Annotated in this window: 17 protein-coding genes and 1 tRNA gene; 7 read left to right on the forward strand and 11 right to left on the reverse strand. The window is 58.4% G+C overall.

From position 1 onward, the window contains the following. Positions 1-163: 163 nt before the first annotated feature. A complete protein-coding gene (locus tag O3W47_RS07225) occupies positions 164-676 on the forward strand; it encodes a hypothetical protein (protein ID WP_147401530.1) in 513 nt (170 codons plus the stop codon). Here the strand turns inward: O3W47_RS07225 and O3W47_RS07230 are convergent. From O3W47_RS07230 to O3W47_RS07250, 5 genes are all read right to left on the reverse strand, one after another. After that, entirely contained in the window at positions 658-1,386 is a 729-nt protein-coding gene (locus O3W47_RS07230; RefSeq protein WP_147401532.1) for a hypothetical protein, read from the reverse strand. The genes O3W47_RS07225 and O3W47_RS07230 overlap by 19 nt on opposite strands. A 343-nt stretch (positions 1,387-1,729) precedes the next feature. After that, positions 1,730-2,293, reverse strand: coding sequence for a hypothetical protein (locus O3W47_RS07235; protein WP_059755553.1), 564 nt, complete (start codon positions 2,291-2,293; stop codon positions 1,730-1,732). 249 nt (positions 2,294-2,542) lie between these two features. Then, positions 2,543-3,190, reverse strand: coding sequence for a DUF2161 domain-containing phosphodiesterase (locus tag O3W47_RS07240; RefSeq protein WP_269313356.1), 648 nt, complete (start codon positions 3,188-3,190; stop codon positions 2,543-2,545). 245 nt (positions 3,191-3,435) lie between these two features. Then, positions 3,436-3,532: transfer RNA gene (locus O3W47_RS07245), tRNA-OTHER, on the reverse strand. Positions 3,533-3,844: 312 nt separating this feature from the next. Further along, entirely contained in the window at positions 3,845-5,008 is a 1,164-nt protein-coding gene (locus O3W47_RS07250; protein ID WP_269313357.1) for a M20 aminoacylase family protein, read from the reverse strand. A 224-nt stretch (positions 5,009-5,232) separates the two neighbouring features. Between O3W47_RS07250 and O3W47_RS07255 the strand changes: the two genes are divergently transcribed. Next, on the forward strand, positions 5,233-6,288 hold the full coding sequence (locus tag O3W47_RS07255) for a D-alanyl-D-alanine carboxypeptidase family protein (RefSeq protein WP_174058226.1): 1,056 nt from the start codon (positions 5,233-5,235) through the stop codon (positions 6,286-6,288). Positions 6,289-6,480: 192 nt separating this feature from the next. Then, positions 6,481-7,632, forward strand: coding sequence for a CobW family GTP-binding protein (locus O3W47_RS07260; RefSeq protein WP_269313358.1), 1,152 nt, complete (start codon positions 6,481-6,483; stop codon positions 7,630-7,632). Between the two features lie 242 nt (positions 7,633-7,874). Here the strand turns inward: O3W47_RS07260 and O3W47_RS07265 are convergent, their stop codons facing one another. The 5 genes from O3W47_RS07265 to O3W47_RS07285 form a co-directional block, all read right to left on the reverse strand. Continuing rightward, positions 7,875-8,111, reverse strand: coding sequence for a sulfurtransferase TusA family protein (locus O3W47_RS07265; RefSeq protein WP_020811686.1), 237 nt, complete (start codon positions 8,109-8,111; stop codon positions 7,875-7,877). Continuing rightward, positions 8,108-9,406, reverse strand: a complete 1,299-nt coding sequence (locus tag O3W47_RS07270) for a L,D-transpeptidase family protein (RefSeq protein WP_269313359.1) — start codon at positions 9,404-9,406, stop codon at positions 8,108-8,110. Before O3W47_RS07270 ends, O3W47_RS07265 begins: the two co-directional genes overlap by 4 nt. A gap of 294 nt (positions 9,407-9,700) precedes the next feature. After that, positions 9,701-10,654, reverse strand: a complete 954-nt coding sequence (locus O3W47_RS07275) for an acetyl-CoA carboxylase carboxyltransferase subunit alpha (protein WP_262531437.1) — start codon at positions 10,652-10,654, stop codon at positions 9,701-9,703. Positions 10,655-10,716: 62 nt separating this feature from the next. Further along, a complete protein-coding gene (locus O3W47_RS07280) occupies positions 10,717-11,655 on the reverse strand; it encodes a site-specific tyrosine recombinase XerD (protein ID WP_442864608.1) in 939 nt (312 codons plus the stop codon). Positions 11,656-11,703: 48 nt separating this feature from the next. Further along, positions 11,704-11,877 carry a hypothetical protein gene (locus O3W47_RS07285; protein WP_035239639.1) on the reverse strand — a complete coding sequence of 58 codons (174 nt, stop codon included), beginning with the start codon at positions 11,875-11,877 and terminating at the stop codon, positions 11,704-11,706. Positions 11,878-12,065: 188 nt separating this feature from the next. Between O3W47_RS07285 and O3W47_RS07290 the strand changes: the two genes are divergently transcribed. Both O3W47_RS07290 and aroB read left to right on the forward strand, forming a co-directional pair. Then, on the forward strand, positions 12,066-12,647 hold the full coding sequence (locus tag O3W47_RS07290) for a shikimate kinase (RefSeq protein WP_080819351.1): 582 nt from the start codon (positions 12,066-12,068) through the stop codon (positions 12,645-12,647). 5 nt (positions 12,648-12,652) lie between these two features. After that, positions 12,653-13,786 (forward strand): 3-dehydroquinate synthase, encoded by a 1,134-nt coding sequence (gene aroB, locus O3W47_RS07295; protein WP_269313360.1) that lies wholly within the window; start codon positions 12,653-12,655, stop codon positions 13,784-13,786. 25 nt (positions 13,787-13,811) lie between these two features. Here aroB and O3W47_RS07300 read toward each other — a convergent pair whose 3' ends face one another. Further along, positions 13,812-14,093, reverse strand: a complete 282-nt coding sequence (locus tag O3W47_RS07300; RefSeq protein WP_003509873.1) for a BolA family protein — start codon at positions 14,091-14,093, stop codon at positions 13,812-13,814. Positions 14,094-14,208: 115 nt separating this feature from the next. On the opposite strand from O3W47_RS07300, the gene O3W47_RS07305 reads away from it, so the two are divergent. Beyond that, complete coding sequence (locus O3W47_RS07305; protein WP_003523292.1) at positions 14,209-14,844, forward strand: J domain-containing protein; 636 nt, start codon at positions 14,209-14,211, stop codon at positions 14,842-14,844. A gap of 68 nt (positions 14,845-14,912) precedes the next feature. Continuing rightward, positions 14,913-15,902: a cobaltochelatase subunit CobS gene (cobS, locus tag O3W47_RS07310; RefSeq protein ID WP_004445672.1), complete on the forward strand. Its 990-nt coding sequence runs from the start codon at positions 14,913-14,915 to the stop codon at positions 15,900-15,902. Positions 15,903-15,906 lie beyond the last annotated feature (4 nt).

Here is a 15,906-nt window from a genome sequence, read left to right on the forward strand (position 1 = left end):
TTAGCTCATCGGCGCTCAGCTCTTTGACCGGCTGTCTTGTGCGTATGGCGCATAGGACAAAAAGTGCACAAGCTTTTATTGTCTGATGAGCGACGCTTTGTCTCTTGCAAGGATTTCCGGGAACAATGTTTCCGAAAAAGTTCAAGCACGACGAGTTTAATCCATGTGTTCGGGGAAATCAGAAGAACGTGATGTTGGTCGATATTTCAAAGAGTCTGCTTGCTTGTCATGCCGCTCCCTCTTCGTCACGCCCGCACTACGATGGGTTGAACAAGGCCCCACTGGTGGCCCCGAAGCGCTCTGCTTATTGGACAGTAACGCCGCCAATCAGGGTTTTTGGTACGGCTATGTTTGTCGCCACCCCAAGCGGCTGACTTTTGTCAGTGTCATCGTCTTCACAACTGCATTCGTCGATGCTTTTGAAGATGCCATTCTGTTTGCACGGTTCGATTACTGGGTAAGAAAAAGACTGAAGTACGACCCTTGTTCCGCGGACGGATTTTCCGAAATTTACCGCGAGAACGCAGATTTTGCTGCCGCTGTATCCGCTCTTGAAGAAATGGCACTAGCTAGGCAACTAAATTCTCCACCCGGTGATCCAGATTTAAGGATAGTTGATGTTTTCGGGATGACGTCCTTCAAAGACCAGGACGGTGTTTATCCGATATGTCCATGAAATTGCTGCAACCGGGCGGCTAGCGCGTCCGCAACCCAAACTCCTCTCCCCTCTGCCTGGTGAATGAATGTCTCTTCAGTTACCATTAATCTTGGGGTTCGGGTTTCGCGCCCGCTGTCGGAGAAGTATTTTACCAGTTCGCTAGTACGTGCATGTTCCCAAATCATTTCAGCCGGTCCGCGTGGCTTGACGAAGCCGAAATGGAAGCTGAAGTTTGGGGCCTCAAATTGCGCAAGCGTCATGAGTATGAACGGAACACACCATAAAGGCAGGTCGGAGTACGCCCATATTCTGCGACGGTCTGCGCGCTCGATTATCCGACCAAAGAGTTCTACAGGCAATTGGCCCGGTCCCCCTGCTACTCTGTGCATGAATTGATAGGCTAGCCGGATGTTCGGTTCGGCGAAAAATTGGTCACGTAGTGCTTGTCCGTGGGCTTCGTCAAATCTCCTTGGCGTTACGCCAACGAAACGCCGTGCTTGTCGTCTCGCAGCAGGGCAATCGTCATAGGGGTCAGCCCCGATAGGAAAATTTGGATGATGGAAGCATGACGGGATGCCAGGATTGTGGACCCCATGTGGATCGACTGCCTCTTGACATTGTTCGCAGTACGGCAAAATTCCTTGTTCGCGAAAATTTGGTCCAGCAAGCTGGTGAAACTCATCAGCTGTTACTCGGCGATCCGTTCCGTTGTAGAGGGCGTATTCCATGCTGTCTCCTGTCGCGCTCCCTTAAATTGCAAGAAACATTAAACGCACGTTTAAGAAATTGATCTGCCTCATACTGAATGGCAAATCGCGGTTCGCCGTTGTTCAAAAAAATTACCGGAGACTTCAGGTGATCACGTTGCTATTCCCGCAGCCGTTCGGCTATCGAAACTGTGGGCACCTAAATAATAACACCGCCGGTGTTTTGTTAAGGTTTGCCGGCCATAAACACTTCTCAAGGCGAGCATGCGCTTGCGCGATGCCCGCCTTGAAGATCATCAGCCATTCCAGTGGCTGCTGATCGGATATTGATGACTAAATTGGATTGGGCGGTCTAGCGGTTTGGTTAGGCCGCCCGTCTTTCAGGCGTTTGTCGACCATCCAAAGATTGGCGCAACTGCGTCCTGACCTGTTTCCAATCGACAGCGCGGCATTCAATTGTAGCCGATCTCCAGCTCTCGTCTTTTAGGTCGAATATGCCGGGTAGGCTGAAATAGCGATCAATCTGCAGGAAGGTATCGATTCCAAAGCCTGCAAGCGGAAGCTCGTATGTAATCGCCGCCGCCGCGATTGACACATGGTATCCGAAACCAGGATGTGCTGCCCGCGGTTGAGGGAGCCAAATATTCTTCAGTTCGCGGCACTCGAGCATGGCCGCGACTAATTTTGCCTTCTCCTGCTCTCGGCCAGATACGAGGGGCCAACTGCTGCTGACTGAGGAAAGCCATTCGCGAAGCTCGGCTGCCTTCTGAGGATTCGTCCTTGACGTCCTAAGGATTCCGCGTTGAACGTCAATCAGGGTTTCGGGCGAGAACACGAATGTGTTCGTAGCAATGAATTCCAAGACGTGGGGCTTTTGGCGCGGTTTAGAAACCTCGCTTACAAGGCAGGTCGTTGCCAGATATTTCAATGGCTTGCTCCATTTTTTCGCAGTCAACGTTGACTGCGAAAGCGAAGATGCCCGAAAGAGGCCGGTTAATTATTAACAGTCCGGAATTTTTTGCCGAACTCTTGATTTTTTTGATCACGAAGTGTGGCCGTCGAAGAATGGCGTGCGGGAGGGCTCTGTTCCAGAGATTGGTAAACGAATGATGTCATCCCACACGATTTTATACCGCCTTGGTATCTTGGTCCCATCAACAGCGATTAATTCGCCAATTCATATCGGCCAACGCATCAACGCTTCGCGGCCCGCGTCGGTCAGGCCATAGATGCCTCGGTCAATCCGCTCGAACCAGCCATACACATTCGAGAGCAATATCTTGCCCGCATCGGGGGCGTTCGATCTCACGTCGCGAACGCGAAGCGGCCCTTCGGTCAAGGCTCTCGCACATCCAAGTGCCTGCTGGCGATATGCCGTCATGAGAGGCGTACGCGTGCTACCGCCGAGGACGGGATCACCCCTGCGTCTCTGGTGTTCGCGTACAAGCCGCGAGCGTCGTTTGGGATTTGTCCGCGGCATCGGGGATACCGAACTCACGATGACGTCGACATGGCCGCCTTCCGAGACGGCGAGCATTCCTATCCCCAGCCGTCGGCAAAGATCGCGATAACGCTTGTCTGTTTCCCGTCCTTTACCGCGGGTAGACATTTTCGCTGCGATCCACACCTCGTCCGATATCGATGCTCGATCAACCGCCTGGAGGATCAACTCGAGGTTAAACGCCAGCTTCAGTTCGCAAACCACGATGACGGATGGATCGTCGTCACGTATGCCCACGAGGTCGCAACCCCCGATCTCCCCCTTCACCGTATAGCCGGCCTTTTCAAGAAAGGCTTTCACAGGTTGATAAAGGGAGGTTTCCATGGCGGCACTCAGAAAAGAATCGTCTGCCGACAATACATGGAAGACCACTCGGGATCACCATTCACCTTGGCATCGCCGATTCTGGGCCAAATGGAACGTAGCTAGAGAGGTACTTGGCCGAATTGTGCCCTTTCTCGATTGAGGACAAACCTATCGGAGCATTTCGACCCGACCAAGAGAAATAGCGACACACCTACGGAGCGCAATCACGCCTTGCATTTTCGATAGCAAATAAAACAGGAAAATGGCGTCCACGAGAGGATTCGAACCTCCGACCCCAGGATTCATACCGCTTCGGCTTTCGCCGCCGTCCCGCCGTTTGCCGGCAAGACGTTCGTGGTCTGGACTGTCCCTTCACCATGGACCTTGCGGCCTTTAGGTGCTGCCCATCCAGTCTCTACACCTTCACCGGATTTCTCCGGAGCTTGGCTCGGGATTGGCATGCTGGAAGACCAGCGAAGCTTTCCCCGACTTTGAGCAGATCGATTGCGTCGTTTCCGGGCGCAACCCCCAATTTGTCTTAGGAATCCTGTGCTCTATCCTGCTGAGCTACGTGGACACTGAATTGCTCTTTAACCTGACGATGCCTGCGGATCAACCGCGTTCTTCATCGCGGTCGACCTCTTCCTCGGCTTTCTTCGCGTTGGCCGGCAATCAGCTCGTCAGGCGCTGTTCGGCCAGTTTCACCCAATAGGAAATGCCGTAAGCGATGGCCTCGTCGTTGAAATCATAGCCCGGATTGTGAAGCCCGGCCGAATCGCCGTTGCCGATGAAGATGAAGCAGCCCGGTCTTTCCTTCAGCATGAAGGAGAAATCCTCTCCTGCCATGGAAGGATCGACATCGGGGTCGACATTCGGTTCGCCTGCCACATCGCGCGCCACACGGATGGCGTGGTCGGTCTCGGCGGCGTGGTTGAAGGTCACCGGGCAATAACGCTCATAGACGACTTCCGCTTCCGCACCGTTGGCAAGGGCAATACCTTCCGCCATCTGCTTGATGCGATCCTGCGCCAGATCGCGCACCGTTTCATCGAGGCTGCGCACCGTGCCGGCGATCAATGCCTCGTTGGGGATGATGTTGTGGCTGGAACCGGCCTGAAAGCGGGTGACGGAGACGACCACCGAGCGGATGGGGTCGGCATTGCGCGAGGCGATCATCTGCAGGTTGCCGACGATCTGCGCGCCGATGGTGATGGGATCGACGGTGCGGTGCGGCTGTGCCGCATGGCCGCCACGGCCCTTGACGGTGATCGAAAACTTGTCCGGTGCCGCCATGATGCCGCCCTTGCGGATGGCGAAGGCGCCGAGTGGAATTCCCGGCATGTTGTGCATGCCATAGACCTCGTTGATGCCGAAACGCTCCATCAGCCCGTCCTCCACCATGGCGAGCGCGCCGGCACCCCCTTCTTCCGCCGGCTGGAAGATGACGGCGATGGAGCCGGCGAAGTTGCGGGTCTCGGTGAGATATTTCGCTGCGCCGAGCAGCATGGCGGTGTGGCCGTCATGGCCGCAGGCATGCATCGCGCCTGCTATTTTCGATGCCCAGGGCTTGCCGGTTTCCTCCAGAATGGGGAGAGCGTCCATATCCGCGCGAAAGCCGATGGTACGATTGCCCGGAAGATTGCCCTTGATGATGCCGACCACACCCGTGCGGCCGAGACCGGTCACGATTTCGTCAACGCTGAAAGATTTCAGCTTCTCCGCAACGAAGGCCGCAGTGTTGTCGACATCATACAAAATCTCGGGATTTTCATGCAGGTGACGCCGCCATTCGCTGACTTCCTGCTGAAGTTCGGCGGCTCTGTTCAAAATCGGCATTCGTTCATTCCTGGGTTCATCGGTGCGGCGTGTCGTAAAATCCTATCCTCCGTGGTGGATAGTGCGCCGCATAATTGACGTAATCAATGTACTTTGCCATTGCTAGGACATATATGGTGAATATTGCCATTCCCCGACCGAAGACGGGAATTCGAGGACAAGCCTTGCCACAGACTTTTAAATCGCCAAACGCCGCCAGACGGCTCTCCGCAGCCGTTGCCATCATGACCGCAGGCCTCGTTGCCGCAGCGCCCGTGGCAAATGCCAATCCGAAAATGGTGGTCGATGTCAAAACCGGCAAGGTGATTTCCCATCAGGAAGCCTTCCGCAAGTGGTATCCCGCTTCGCTCACCAAGCTGATGACCGCCTATATCGCCTTTTCGCAGATGAAGGCCGGCAAGATCAGCCCGCAGACGGAAGTGGTGATGAGCAAGAAGGCCGCCGATCAGCCGGCCTCGAAAATGTATTTCAAGCCCGGCCAGAAGCTGACGATGGATAGCGCTTTGAAGCTGCTGCTCATCAAATCCGCCAATGACATCGCCGTGGCGATCGCCGAGACCATCGGCGGCACCAGCGACAATTTCGTGGCGCAGATGAATGCGCAGGCGCAGCGGCTGGGCATGAGCTCCACCCGTTACATCAACGCCAATGGCCTGCCCGGCAAGGGACAATATACAACCGCCCGGGATCTGGCGCTGCTGGCGCTGATCATCAAGCGCGAGTTTCCGGAATATGCCCATTATTTCTCGCTGGAAGGCGTCAGCACCGGCAAGAAGAACTACGCTAACTTTAACATGCTGGTTGGCCGTTTCGATGGCGCGGATGGCATGAAGACCGGCTTCATCTGTGCCTCCGGCTTCAACCAGGTGTCGTCGGCCGTGCGCAATGGCCGCTCTGTCATCACGGTCGTGCTGGGCGCGGACAGCCTTGCCGGACGCACCGATCAGTCGGCCGATCTGTTGCAGATGGGGCTGACTGCGCCCTCGGGCCAAGGCGTTTCGCTCGCCGCGCTGGCGCCCTATGGCGATACCGGCGATGTGAACGATGTCAGCGCCGAAATCTGCAACCCGAAGGCCGCCAAGGTGCGCAGCGAAAGCCGCGACGAGGCTGGCCGCATGGTCATCCATTCGCCTTATGTGCAGGAAATGACCCGCCCGCCGGAATATTCCTTCGCCGGTCTCATTCCGGGCAGTGAGACGGTGGCGGTGAATGCCGCCAAGGGAGCCGGCAAGGGCGAACTGGCGAACGTGCCGATCCCGATCCCGCGCCCGACATTCTGATGATCGATGGCTGCCTTGAGGCTGAGCCTCGCGGTTGCAATGCGCTTTGTGTATTCGCAGGTCGATGACGTTATGATATTACAGTGTCGCTCGCGGCTTCCAGGCGCGGGCGATTTCTTTTAGCTCCATGCGGCTCCGGGTTTCGTGTCGTCCAGTGACCTGCCGGAGCGGCCATCAACACACAGGCAAGTCATGTCTCGCGATCGCATCCCGGTTTCCATCATCACCGGATTTCTCGGCGCCGGAAAATCGACGTTGCTCAACCGGCTCCTCAAGGATCCGGCGATGAGCGACGCGGCGATCATCATCAATGAATTCGGCGATGTCAGCATCGATCACATGCTGGTCGAAAGCGCGGGTGAGGGCATCATCGAGCTGGCGGAGGGCTGCCTCTGCTGCACGGTGCGCGGCGAGCTGGTGGATACGCTGGCGGAACTGATGGACGGCATCCAGACAGGCAAGTTGAAGCCGGTAAAACGGGTGGTGATCGAGACCACGGGCCTTGCCGATCCTGCCCCCGTCATGCAGTCGGTCATGGGCAACCCGGTCATCGCGCAGAATTTCGTGCTGAACGGCATGATTACGGTGGTAGATGCCGTGAACGGCCTTTCCACGCTCGACAATCATCAGGAGGCGGTGAAACAGGCCGCCGTGGCTGACCGTCTGGTGATGACCAAGCGCGCGCTTGCCGATGCCGCCACGATTTCCACGCTGACAGCCCGTCTTCAGGCGCTCAATCCACGTGCGACCATCGAGGATGGCGACAAAACCGAGTGGAGCGCCGCGGGGCTTCTCGACAACGGCCTTTACGATGCCGGCAGCAAGAACGCCGATGTCGGCCGCTGGCTGGGTGAAGAGGCGGCGCACGATCATCACGATCACGATCACGATCATCACGATCACGACCATGGCCACCACCACCATCATGGCGATCACGATCACCATCATCACGATGTGAACCGGCACGATGCGTCTATCCGTTCCTTCTCGATCATTCACGATCAGCCGGTCAGCCCGATGGCGATCGACATGTTCGTAGATCTGCTGCGCTCGGCACATGGTGAAAAGCTCCTGCGCATGAAGGCCATCGTCAAGCTGTCGGACAATCCGGCCCGGCCGCTGGTGCTGCATGGGGTGCAGAATATTTTCCACACGCCGGAGCGCCTTGTAGCCTGGCCGGACCCGGCCGATCAGCGTACGCGCATGGTGCTGATTACGAAGGATTTGCCGGAGGCTTTCGTGCAGGACCTGTTCGCGGCCTTTACAAGCGCACCGGGCATCGACCGGCCGGACAGGCAGGCGATGACGGATAATCCGCTGGCGGTTTCGGGGTTGCGGTTTTAGGGCGTGTCGTGATGGTCTAGGTCGGCGGGTGTGGTTCACCCCCCTCTGTCCTGCCGGACATCTCCCCCTCAAGGGGGGAGATCGACAAGCGGCTTGCTTCGAACATCTTTATCGATGCAGTAGCCCGAAGTGCAGAGCTTGTGAGAAAGCGAGCGGTCGCCACAACTGATCTCCCCCCTTGAGGGGGAGATGCCCGGCAGGGCAGAGGGGGGTAAGCCCGGAGCGTCAGCGTTGAACGCCGGTTACCCGCCTTTCACAATGCGAAACCGATGCCCCTTATCCAGCGCAGTGGTTTCCACCAGCCTATGCCCATCCTCATTGCACATATGGGTAATATCGATCACCGCCAGCGGGTCGGTCGTCTCGACGGTCAGAATATCGCCTGCCTTCAGGGTTGCGAGTTTCTTGCGGCTTCTCAAAACCGGAAGGGGGCACTTAAGCCCCCTCAAATCGTAGACGATCTCGGCCGTGTCGCTCATTCCTTGGCCCAGAACTTCCAGAACGGCTTCTTTTCCGGCGCTTCCGGAGCAGGCGCTGCGGAATAGGCAAGCGGGTTCATGGCCGGAACCGGGATGCTCTGGGCGGCAGCTCCGGTCTGGCCGGCTGCTGCGGGGGTAGCCGAGGCAACCATCGTCGGTGCCGCGGGGGCCGGGTTCGATTGCGGTGCCGTGGCGGGCTGGACAGCCGAAGGACGCGGGCCGCGCAGGGAAGAGGCGGTTGCGGTCGTGGCTGGAGAGGAAGACGTCACCTGCTGCGCCTTCTTCTCCATCAGCGCGGCATATTCCGTTTCCTTCATCAGCTTGCCGGCTTTCAGCGCCGAGCCGGTCGGGGCATAGGCGGGCTCGCGGCCCTTGCGCTTTTCGGCGACCAGCGCCTTGCGCTCGGCTTCGCTCGGGTCGTACCAGGCCATGCCGTCATATTTCTTCATCGCCTTTTCATAGGCGAGATCGTAGGTCTTCTCGTAGCTCGAAAGCGCGCTGACGAGCGCCGGCGGGGTGCTCATGGCCGGGCATTGGGCAGACGCGTTGAAGCTGCCGCCTTCCGTCTGCTGGTTGAAGACATATTTCTTCTCGCAGACATTCACTTCCGGCGGGCGCTTGGTCACTTCGAAATTGTCGTAACCGACCTTCAGCATATTCCAGAATTCGAGATGTTCGCTCTGGCGATGGCGGGCCATGTTTTCCGCCGTCATGCGGAAGGGGAAGGCCTGCAGCTGCACGGTCTTCTGGCCGCCCTTGAAGGCGTCACGGGCAAAACCGTAGATTTCAAGAATCTGCGCATCCGTCATCGAATAACAGCCGGAGGACGAGCAGGCGCCATGGATCATCAGATTGGTGCCGTTGCGGCCATTGGCGGCATCGTAGCGGTTCGGAAAGCCGGTATTGATGGCGAGGTAATATTTCGAGTTCGGATTGAGATGCGCGGGCGTCAGGTTGTAGAAACCTTCCGGCGCCTGCCGGTCGCCTTCCTTCACCTTCGGGCCGAGTTTGCCGGACCATGCGCAAATCTCGTAGCCGGCGATCTTCTCGAAACGGTTGTCGCGCCTGGCTTTCCAGATTTCCAAGGCACCTTCTTCCTTGAAGATGCGGATCATGATCGGCGAGGTGCGGTCCATGCCCCTTTTGTCGATCTCGGCCAGAATGGACGGAGACAGCGGGTAATCGACCTTGTTCTTGACGTGGGAAACGTCGCGTTCAACGGTTTCGAGCGTATCGTTGCAGCCGGCAAGAACGAGCGCGGTGCAGGCAAGAAGTGCAAAATGTGTCAAACGCATGATCTGATCCGAAAGACGATGGCACGAAGCGGCGGCAGTTCTACACCGTCCCGTGTGTATTTTAAATACGGTATTAACCGTTTACATCTTCTTAACTCAAATCGGATCCGCCCCGCGGCCGCCGATACATCTGTTGATGTGACCGGACTATGGCCGAGTTGGGGCGATATTCAAGGAAAATAAGGCCGGAGCCAGATTGTTTCGGCTTTTCTTCGAACCGCCAAAACAATCTGACTCCTTCTTTTGACGCATTTTCCGGACGTAAAACCGCTGCGCACTTTTACTGGAAATGCTCTAGAGGTTCCGGCCGATATCCAGGAATTTCTGGCGGCGTTCGGCGCGCAGCTGTGTGCCCGAACGCTGCGAAAGATCGGCCAGCGCCTTGGCGATCACATCGCCCGTCGCACCGATCACAGTCTCCGGAGCACGGTGCGCGCCGCCGATCGGCTCGGGAATGATTCCATCGATGACGCCGAGCGACTTCAGATCTTCCGAGGTGATCTTCATGTTGGTTGCGGCTTCCTTGGCGCGGGTCGAATCGCGCCAGAGAATGGAGGCGGCGCCTTCCGGCGAGATCACCGAATAGATCGCATGTTCGAGCATATAGACGCGGTTGCCGGTGGCGATCGCGATCGCGCCGCCTGAGCCGCCTTCGCCGATGACGACGGAGACGATCGGCACCTTGACGTTGAGGCACATTTCCGTCGAGCGGGCGATGGCTTCGGCCTGGCCGCGCTCTTCCGCGCCAACGCCGGGATAGGCGCCTGCCGTATCGATGAGGGTGACGACCGGCAGCGAGAAACGGTCGGCCAGTTCCAGCACGCGGATCGCCTTGCGATAACCTTCCGGCCGAGGGCTGCCGAAATTATGCTTCAGGCGGCTTTTGGTGTCGTTGCCCTTTTCCTGGCCGATGATGGCGACGGGCTGACCGTTGAAGCGGCCGAGGCCTGCCTGAATGGCGGCGTCTTCGGCAAACTTGCGGTCGCCGGCCAGCGGCGTGAAATCGGTGAACAGCGCCTTGGCGTAATCGACGAAATGTGGACGCTGCGGATGGCGCGCGACCTGCGTTTTCTGCCAGGCGTTGAGCTTGGAATAGATGTCCTGCATCGCGTCGTTGACGCGCGATTCCAGACGGTTGATCTCCTCCGAGGTGTCTATGCTCTCGTCTTCATCGGCAAGCTTCTTCAGCTCGATGATCTTGCCCTCAAGGTCCGAGATAGGTTTTTCGAAGTCGAGATAATTGTGCATGAGATCCGTTTCCGATCGTTTTGCGCAAGGTTTGACCGGATTATCCGGCGGTTCCGGTCGCTCTAATCAAGGTTTTTGCCCTGTTTGGCAAGGGGGTGATGTGTTTGTACCAGCTCTTGCAAGCGTTCTTCCAGCACATGTGTATAGATTTGTGTCGTGGAAATGTCGGAATGGCCGAGCAGTTCCTGTACCGCGCGCAAATCCGCGCCGTTCTGCAGAAGGTGGCTGGCAAAGGCGTGGCGCAGCACATGCGGCGATATCGCAGACGGGGTCAGGCCCGCACGGATGGCGATGTCCTTGAGGTCGCGGGCAAAGACCTGGCGGGGCAGGTGGCCTTCCTTGCTGCTGGAAGGAAACAGCCAAGGGCTTTCCGGTGTCTCCGGCTTTTCCTGCGAAGCGGCCACCTTGCTTTTTTCCGATGCGAGCGCCTTTCTGGCAGCCTCGTATTTTTCCATCGCCTCGATGGCGGCGCGGGAAAGAAGAACCATGCGGTCCTTGTTGCCCTTGCCGCGTATCATCAGGAAGCGGCCTTCCTGACGCAGCACCTTGACCGGCAGCGAAACAAGCTCACTGACACGCATGCCGGTGGCATAAAGCAGTTCGAGCAGCAGATGCATGCGGATGCGGGCAAGCTGGCCGGGACCGGATGTGGCGGCTTCCTGCGCCGCGAGGCCAAGAAGCCTGTTCACATCGGCGACGCTCATCGTTTTCGGTAAGGCGAGACCTTTCCTCGGCGCATCGATGATGCCGGTCGGGTCGTCGTCGCGCAGCCCTTCCGAATAGAGAAAACGATAGAATTGCCGCATGGTGGAAAGACGTCGCGCCTGTGAGGTTGCGGCAAAGCCCTGAGCGGCAAGATGGGTCAGATAGTCGGAAAGGTCAGGCGTCTGCGCCTGCGTCAGGGACTGGCCGCGCTGACCGAGAAATTCGCGCAGATCGGAAAGATCGCGCTCATAGGAAGACAGCGTGTTGGCGGCTGCCCCGCGTTCGGCGCTCATCATTTCCAGAAAACTTTCCAGCCGCGCGCCGTCGCGCTCCTGCCGGTCCGCTCATGGGGTGCGCCTTGCCGGTTCGGTCGACGGCGGGTTCAGCCGCTCGGAAGGAATGCGCACCGTCACTTCGCGGTCGCGCGGTTTGACGACCATGACGAGCAGCACCATGCCGCCATAGATCAGCCCCGCGATGGTCGCCAGTATCATCGTGAAGCGGAAGAGGGTGGGCATGGCGGCTCCGTGAAGGTGGCGGTCGAAACGTATATGCGGTGCGGCGAAAGCGGCGACAAGATCAAAATGCCCGCTCCGCCCCATGCCGCATGCGGCGATGATTGTGATTCACCGCAATTCAGTCAGCAATTTGGCTTGACGCTTCGTAAACATTTGCAGATATCCATGCCAAACGGGCTTTCAAATCTATGAATGAAACGAATTTATCCGTCCCGGCCACACTCGGGGAGCAAGCGCGGGCAAAGCTCGGACGGCGCAACATCGTCTTCGTCGGGCTGATGGGGGCCGGAAAGTCGGCGGTGGGCCGCATGGTCGCCCAGCAGCTTAAGGTGCCGTTCATCGATACGGATGTCGAAATCGAGCGCGTTTCGCGCATGACGATATCCGAACTTTTCGCCACCTATGGCGAGGAAGAATTCCGGGCGCTGGAAACGCGGGTCATCAAGCGGCTGCTGCGTGGCGGCCCCAAGGTCATCTCCACCGGCGGCGGCGCCTTCATCAACGACAATACCCGCCGGCACATCACGCGCGGCGGCATTTCATTGTGGCTGAAAGCCGATCTCGAGGTGTTGTGGGAGAGGGTCAACAAGCGCGACCACCGCCCGCTTCTCAAGACCGAAAACCCCAAGGCCACGCTGGCGGCCCTGATGGAGAAGCGCTATCCGATCTATGCGGAAGCGGATCTGACCATCGAATCCCGCGATGTCCGCAAGGAAATCATCGTGACAGAAGTGCTGGCCGCCATAGCCGGCATCGAACAGAAAGACTGATCCCCATGACGCCTTCCGAAATCCACGCCGATGAACGTCTCGTCCATGTGCCGCTCGGCGAGCGCGCCTATGACATTCTGATCGGGCCGGGCCTGATCGGCCGGGCGGGCGGCGAGATTTCAGCGCGGCTGAAGGGCCGGCGCGCGGCGATCATCACCGATGAACATATCGCGCCGCTCTACCTCGAAGGGCTGATGGACGGGTTGCAGACGGATGGCATCGAGGCCGTTTCGCTGACCCTGCCGGCCGGCGAAAAGACCAAGAGCTTCGAGCATCTGGTCACTGTGTGCGATGCGGTTCTGGCAGCACGGGTGGAGCGCAACGATGCGGTGATCGCGCTCGGCGGCGGGGTGATCGGCGATCTCGCCGGTTTTGCAGCGGGCATCGTGCGCCGTGGCGTGCGCTTCGTGCAGATACCGACCTCGCTTCTGGCGCAGGTCGATTCCTCCGTCGGCGGCAAGACCGGCATCAACAGCCGCCATGGCAAGAACCTCGTCGGCGTGTTCCACCAGCCCGATCTGGTGCTGGCGGATACGGCGGTGCTGGATACGCTGAGCCCGCGTGAATTCCGCGCCGGTTATGCCGAAGTCGTCAAATATGGCTTGATCGACAAGCCGGATTTCTTCTTCTGGCTGGAAAAGAACTGGGATGAAATCCGCACCGGCGGACCCGCGCGCATCCAGGCGATTGCCACGAGCTGCCAGGCCAAGGCGGACGTGGTGGTGGCCGACGAGAAGGAAAACGGCGTGCGCGCCCTTCTGAACCTCGGTCATACATTCGGCCATGCGCTGGAGGCGGCGACCAATTACGACAGCAAGCGGCTGGTGCATGGCGAAGGCGTCGCCATCGGCATGGTGCTGGCCCACCAGTTCTCCGCCCGTCTCAACCTCGCAAGCCCGGACGATGCCGCCCGCGTCGAGGCGCATCTGAAGGCCGTTGGCCTGCCGACGACGATGAAGGATATTCCCGGCGAGTTGCCGCCGGTCGAAACGCTGATGACGGCAATTGCGCAGGATAAGAAGGTCAAGGGCGGCAAGCTCACCTTCATCCTCACCCACGGCATCGGTCAATCCTTCGTGGCCGATGATGTTGCGGCGTCCGAGGTGCAGTCCTTCCTGTCGGAAAAGCATCCGGGTTAAGGCCGCGAGACAAAGGAAGCCGTGCCTAGAACCGCACCGCTTCCCCGGGCGCTGCCGCCTCTATCGCCAGCGCATGCAGGCCGGCATCGAGTTCCGGCTTCAAAAGCGCGTTGATCGCCCGGTGGCGCTCGACGCGGGACTTGCCGGAAAAGCTTTCCGACACTATCTGAACACGCATATGCGTCTCGCCCGTGCCGGTCATATCCGGCTGGTGACCCGCATGCATCTGGCTTTCATCGACGACCCTAAGTCGCTCCGGTGAAAAGCTTTCCCTGAGCTTGGTTTCTATGCGCTCTCGCAGAGACATTCGAAGGGCTCCAATTCTGTTTGCCGGTCTTTGAAGGGGGCTCCCTAAAAGCCTGTAACATTCCACTTTGTCAATTCTTGTTGTGCGGCTTTTCGCACCCCATAATCAGGGCATCATGAAACTGGATTCGAAATATTTCGATCGCATTCGCACGCGCCGGAAAAGGGAGAGGGAACCTGAGGTTCAGGCCCCGACCTGCCAGTGGGACGGATGCGACAAGCCGGGTATTCACCGGGCACCCGTCGGCCGCAACGCCGAGGGGCAATTCTTCCTGTTCTGTTTTGAGCACGTGAAGGAATACAACAAGGGCTATAATTATTTTTCCGGCCTGTCCGACAGCGAGATCGCCCGTTACCAGAAGGAAGCGATCACCGGCCATCGCCCCACCTGGACGGTGGGCGTCAACAAGACGGCGCGCGACAGCCCGCTGCACTCCACGCTGCGTTCCGGCACGGCGAGCGGGAACGCCCGTATCCGCGATCCTTTCGGCTTCGCCGGCGGTTTTGCAGGGGGCTCCAGGGCAGGCGGCACCCGCATGCAGCAGGACCGAAAATTGAAGACGCTGGAGGCAAAAGCCTTCGATACGCTCGGTCTTTCTTCCACCGCAAAGCAGGAAGACATAAAAAGGCGCTACAAGGAGCTTGTCAAAAAGCACCATCCTGATGCTAATGGTGGCGATCGTGGTTCGGAAGAGCGTTTTCGGGCTGTTGTTCAAGCATATCAATTGTTAAAGCAGTCAGGTTTCTGCTAAGCAAACTTATGTGTTTACCGCCTGATTGATGATGTGGCCGGGTGGCTGCCGCCCGCCTTGGAGACGTGATGAGCAAAATCGACCTTGATATTTCCAACCTGCCCGACACGACGGTGTCCGTGCGGGAGGTTTTCGGCATTGATACGGATCTGCGGGTTCCCGCCTATTCCCAGGGCGACGCCTATGTGCCTGACCTCGATCCCGACTATCTTTTCGATCGCGACACGACGCTTGCGATCCTTGCCGGTTTTGCTCACAACCGACGTGTCATGGTCTCCGGTTTCCACGGCACGGGTAAATCCACCCATATCGAGCAGGTGGCCGCCCGCCTGAACTGGCCCTGCGTGCGCGTCAACCTCGACAGCCATGTCAGCCGTATCGACCTCGTCGGCAAGGACGCCATCGTCCTGAAAGACGGCAAGCAGGTTACCGAATTCAAGGACGGCATTCTGCCCTGGGCCTACCAGCACAATGTCGCGCTCGTCTTCGACGAATATGATGCCGGTCGCCCGGACGTGATGTTCGTCATCCAGCGCGTGCTGGAATCCTCCGGCCGCCTGACCCTGCTCGACCAGAGCCGCGTCATCCGTCCTCACCCCGCCTTCCGCATCTTTGCGACCGCCAACACCATCGGCCTTGGCGATACGACGGGCCTTTACCACGGCACGCAGCAGATCAACCAGGCGCAGATGGACCGCTGGTCCATCGTCACCACGCTGAACTACCTGCCGCATGAGCAGGAAGTGAACATCATCGCCGCCAAGGTGAAGAGCTTCGACAATCCGAAGGGCCGTGAAACCGTCTCCAAGATGGTGCGCGTGGCTGATCTCACCCGTTCGGCTTTCATCAATGGCGATCTCTCCACGGTCATGAGCCCGCGTACCGTCATCACCTGGGCGGAAAATGCGGAAATTTTCGGCGATCTCGCCTTTGCCTTCCGCGTGACCTTCCTCAACAAGTGTGACGAGCTGGAGCGCACGCTGGTGGCCGAGCAGTATCAGCGGGCTTTCGGCGTCGAGCTGAAGGAAAGCGCTGCGAACATAGTTCTCAGCGCCTGATCGT

Origin of the sequence: Agrobacterium sp. LMR679, assembly GCF_027157905.1 — a bacterium.
Lineage (GTDB): Bacteria > Pseudomonadota > Alphaproteobacteria > Rhizobiales > Rhizobiaceae > Agrobacterium > Agrobacterium leguminum.

Bases quoted from the DNA above. Each gene is read 5' to 3' on its own strand.
- O3W47_RS07255 (WP_174058226.1), top strand. From the start codon at position 5,233: ATGACCGCAGGCCTCGTTGCCGCAGCGCCCGTGGCAAATGCCAATCCG.
- O3W47_RS07225 (WP_147401530.1), top strand. From the start codon at position 164: ATGTGTTCGGGGAAATCAGAAGAACGTGATGTTGGTCGATATTTCAAA.
- O3W47_RS07305 (WP_003523292.1), top strand. From the start codon at position 14,209: ATGAAACTGGATTCGAAATATTTCGATCGCATTCGCACGCGCCGGAAA.
- O3W47_RS07270 (WP_269313359.1), bottom strand. From the start codon at position 9,406: ATGCGTTTGACACATTTTGCACTTCTTGCCTGCACCGCGCTCGTTCTT.
- O3W47_RS07290 (WP_080819351.1), top strand. From the start codon at position 12,066: ATGAATGAAACGAATTTATCCGTCCCGGCCACACTCGGGGAGCAAGCG.
- O3W47_RS07300 (WP_003509873.1), bottom strand. From the start codon at position 14,093: ATGTCTCTGCGAGAGCGCATAGAAACCAAGCTCAGGGAAAGCTTTTCA.
- O3W47_RS07260 (WP_269313358.1), top strand. From the start codon at position 6,481: ATGTCTCGCGATCGCATCCCGGTTTCCATCATCACCGGATTTCTCGGC.
- O3W47_RS07250 (WP_269313357.1), bottom strand. From the start codon at position 5,008: ATGCCGATTTTGAACAGAGCCGCCGAACTTCAGCAGGAAGTCAGCGAA.
- O3W47_RS07275 (WP_262531437.1), bottom strand. From the start codon at position 10,654: ATGCACAATTATCTCGACTTCGAAAAACCTATCTCGGACCTTGAGGGC.
- O3W47_RS07285 (WP_035239639.1), bottom strand. From the start codon at position 11,877: ATGCCCACCCTCTTCCGCTTCACGATGATACTGGCGACCATCGCGGGG.
- O3W47_RS07230 (WP_147401532.1), bottom strand. From the start codon at position 1,386: ATGGAATACGCCCTCTACAACGGAACGGATCGCCGAGTAACAGCTGAT.
- aroB (WP_269313360.1), top strand. From the start codon at position 12,653: ATGACGCCTTCCGAAATCCACGCCGATGAACGTCTCGTCCATGTGCCG.
- O3W47_RS07240 (WP_269313356.1), bottom strand. From the start codon at position 3,190: ATGGAAACCTCCCTTTATCAACCTGTGAAAGCCTTTCTTGAAAAGGCC.
- O3W47_RS07280 (WP_442864608.1), bottom strand. From the start codon at position 11,655: ATGATGAGCGCCGAACGCGGGGCAGCCGCCAACACGCTGTCTTCCTAT.
- cobS (WP_004445672.1), top strand. From the start codon at position 14,913: ATGAGCAAAATCGACCTTGATATTTCCAACCTGCCCGACACGACGGTG.
- O3W47_RS07265 (WP_020811686.1), bottom strand. From the start codon at position 8,111: ATGAGCGACACGGCCGAGATCGTCTACGATTTGAGGGGGCTTAAGTGC.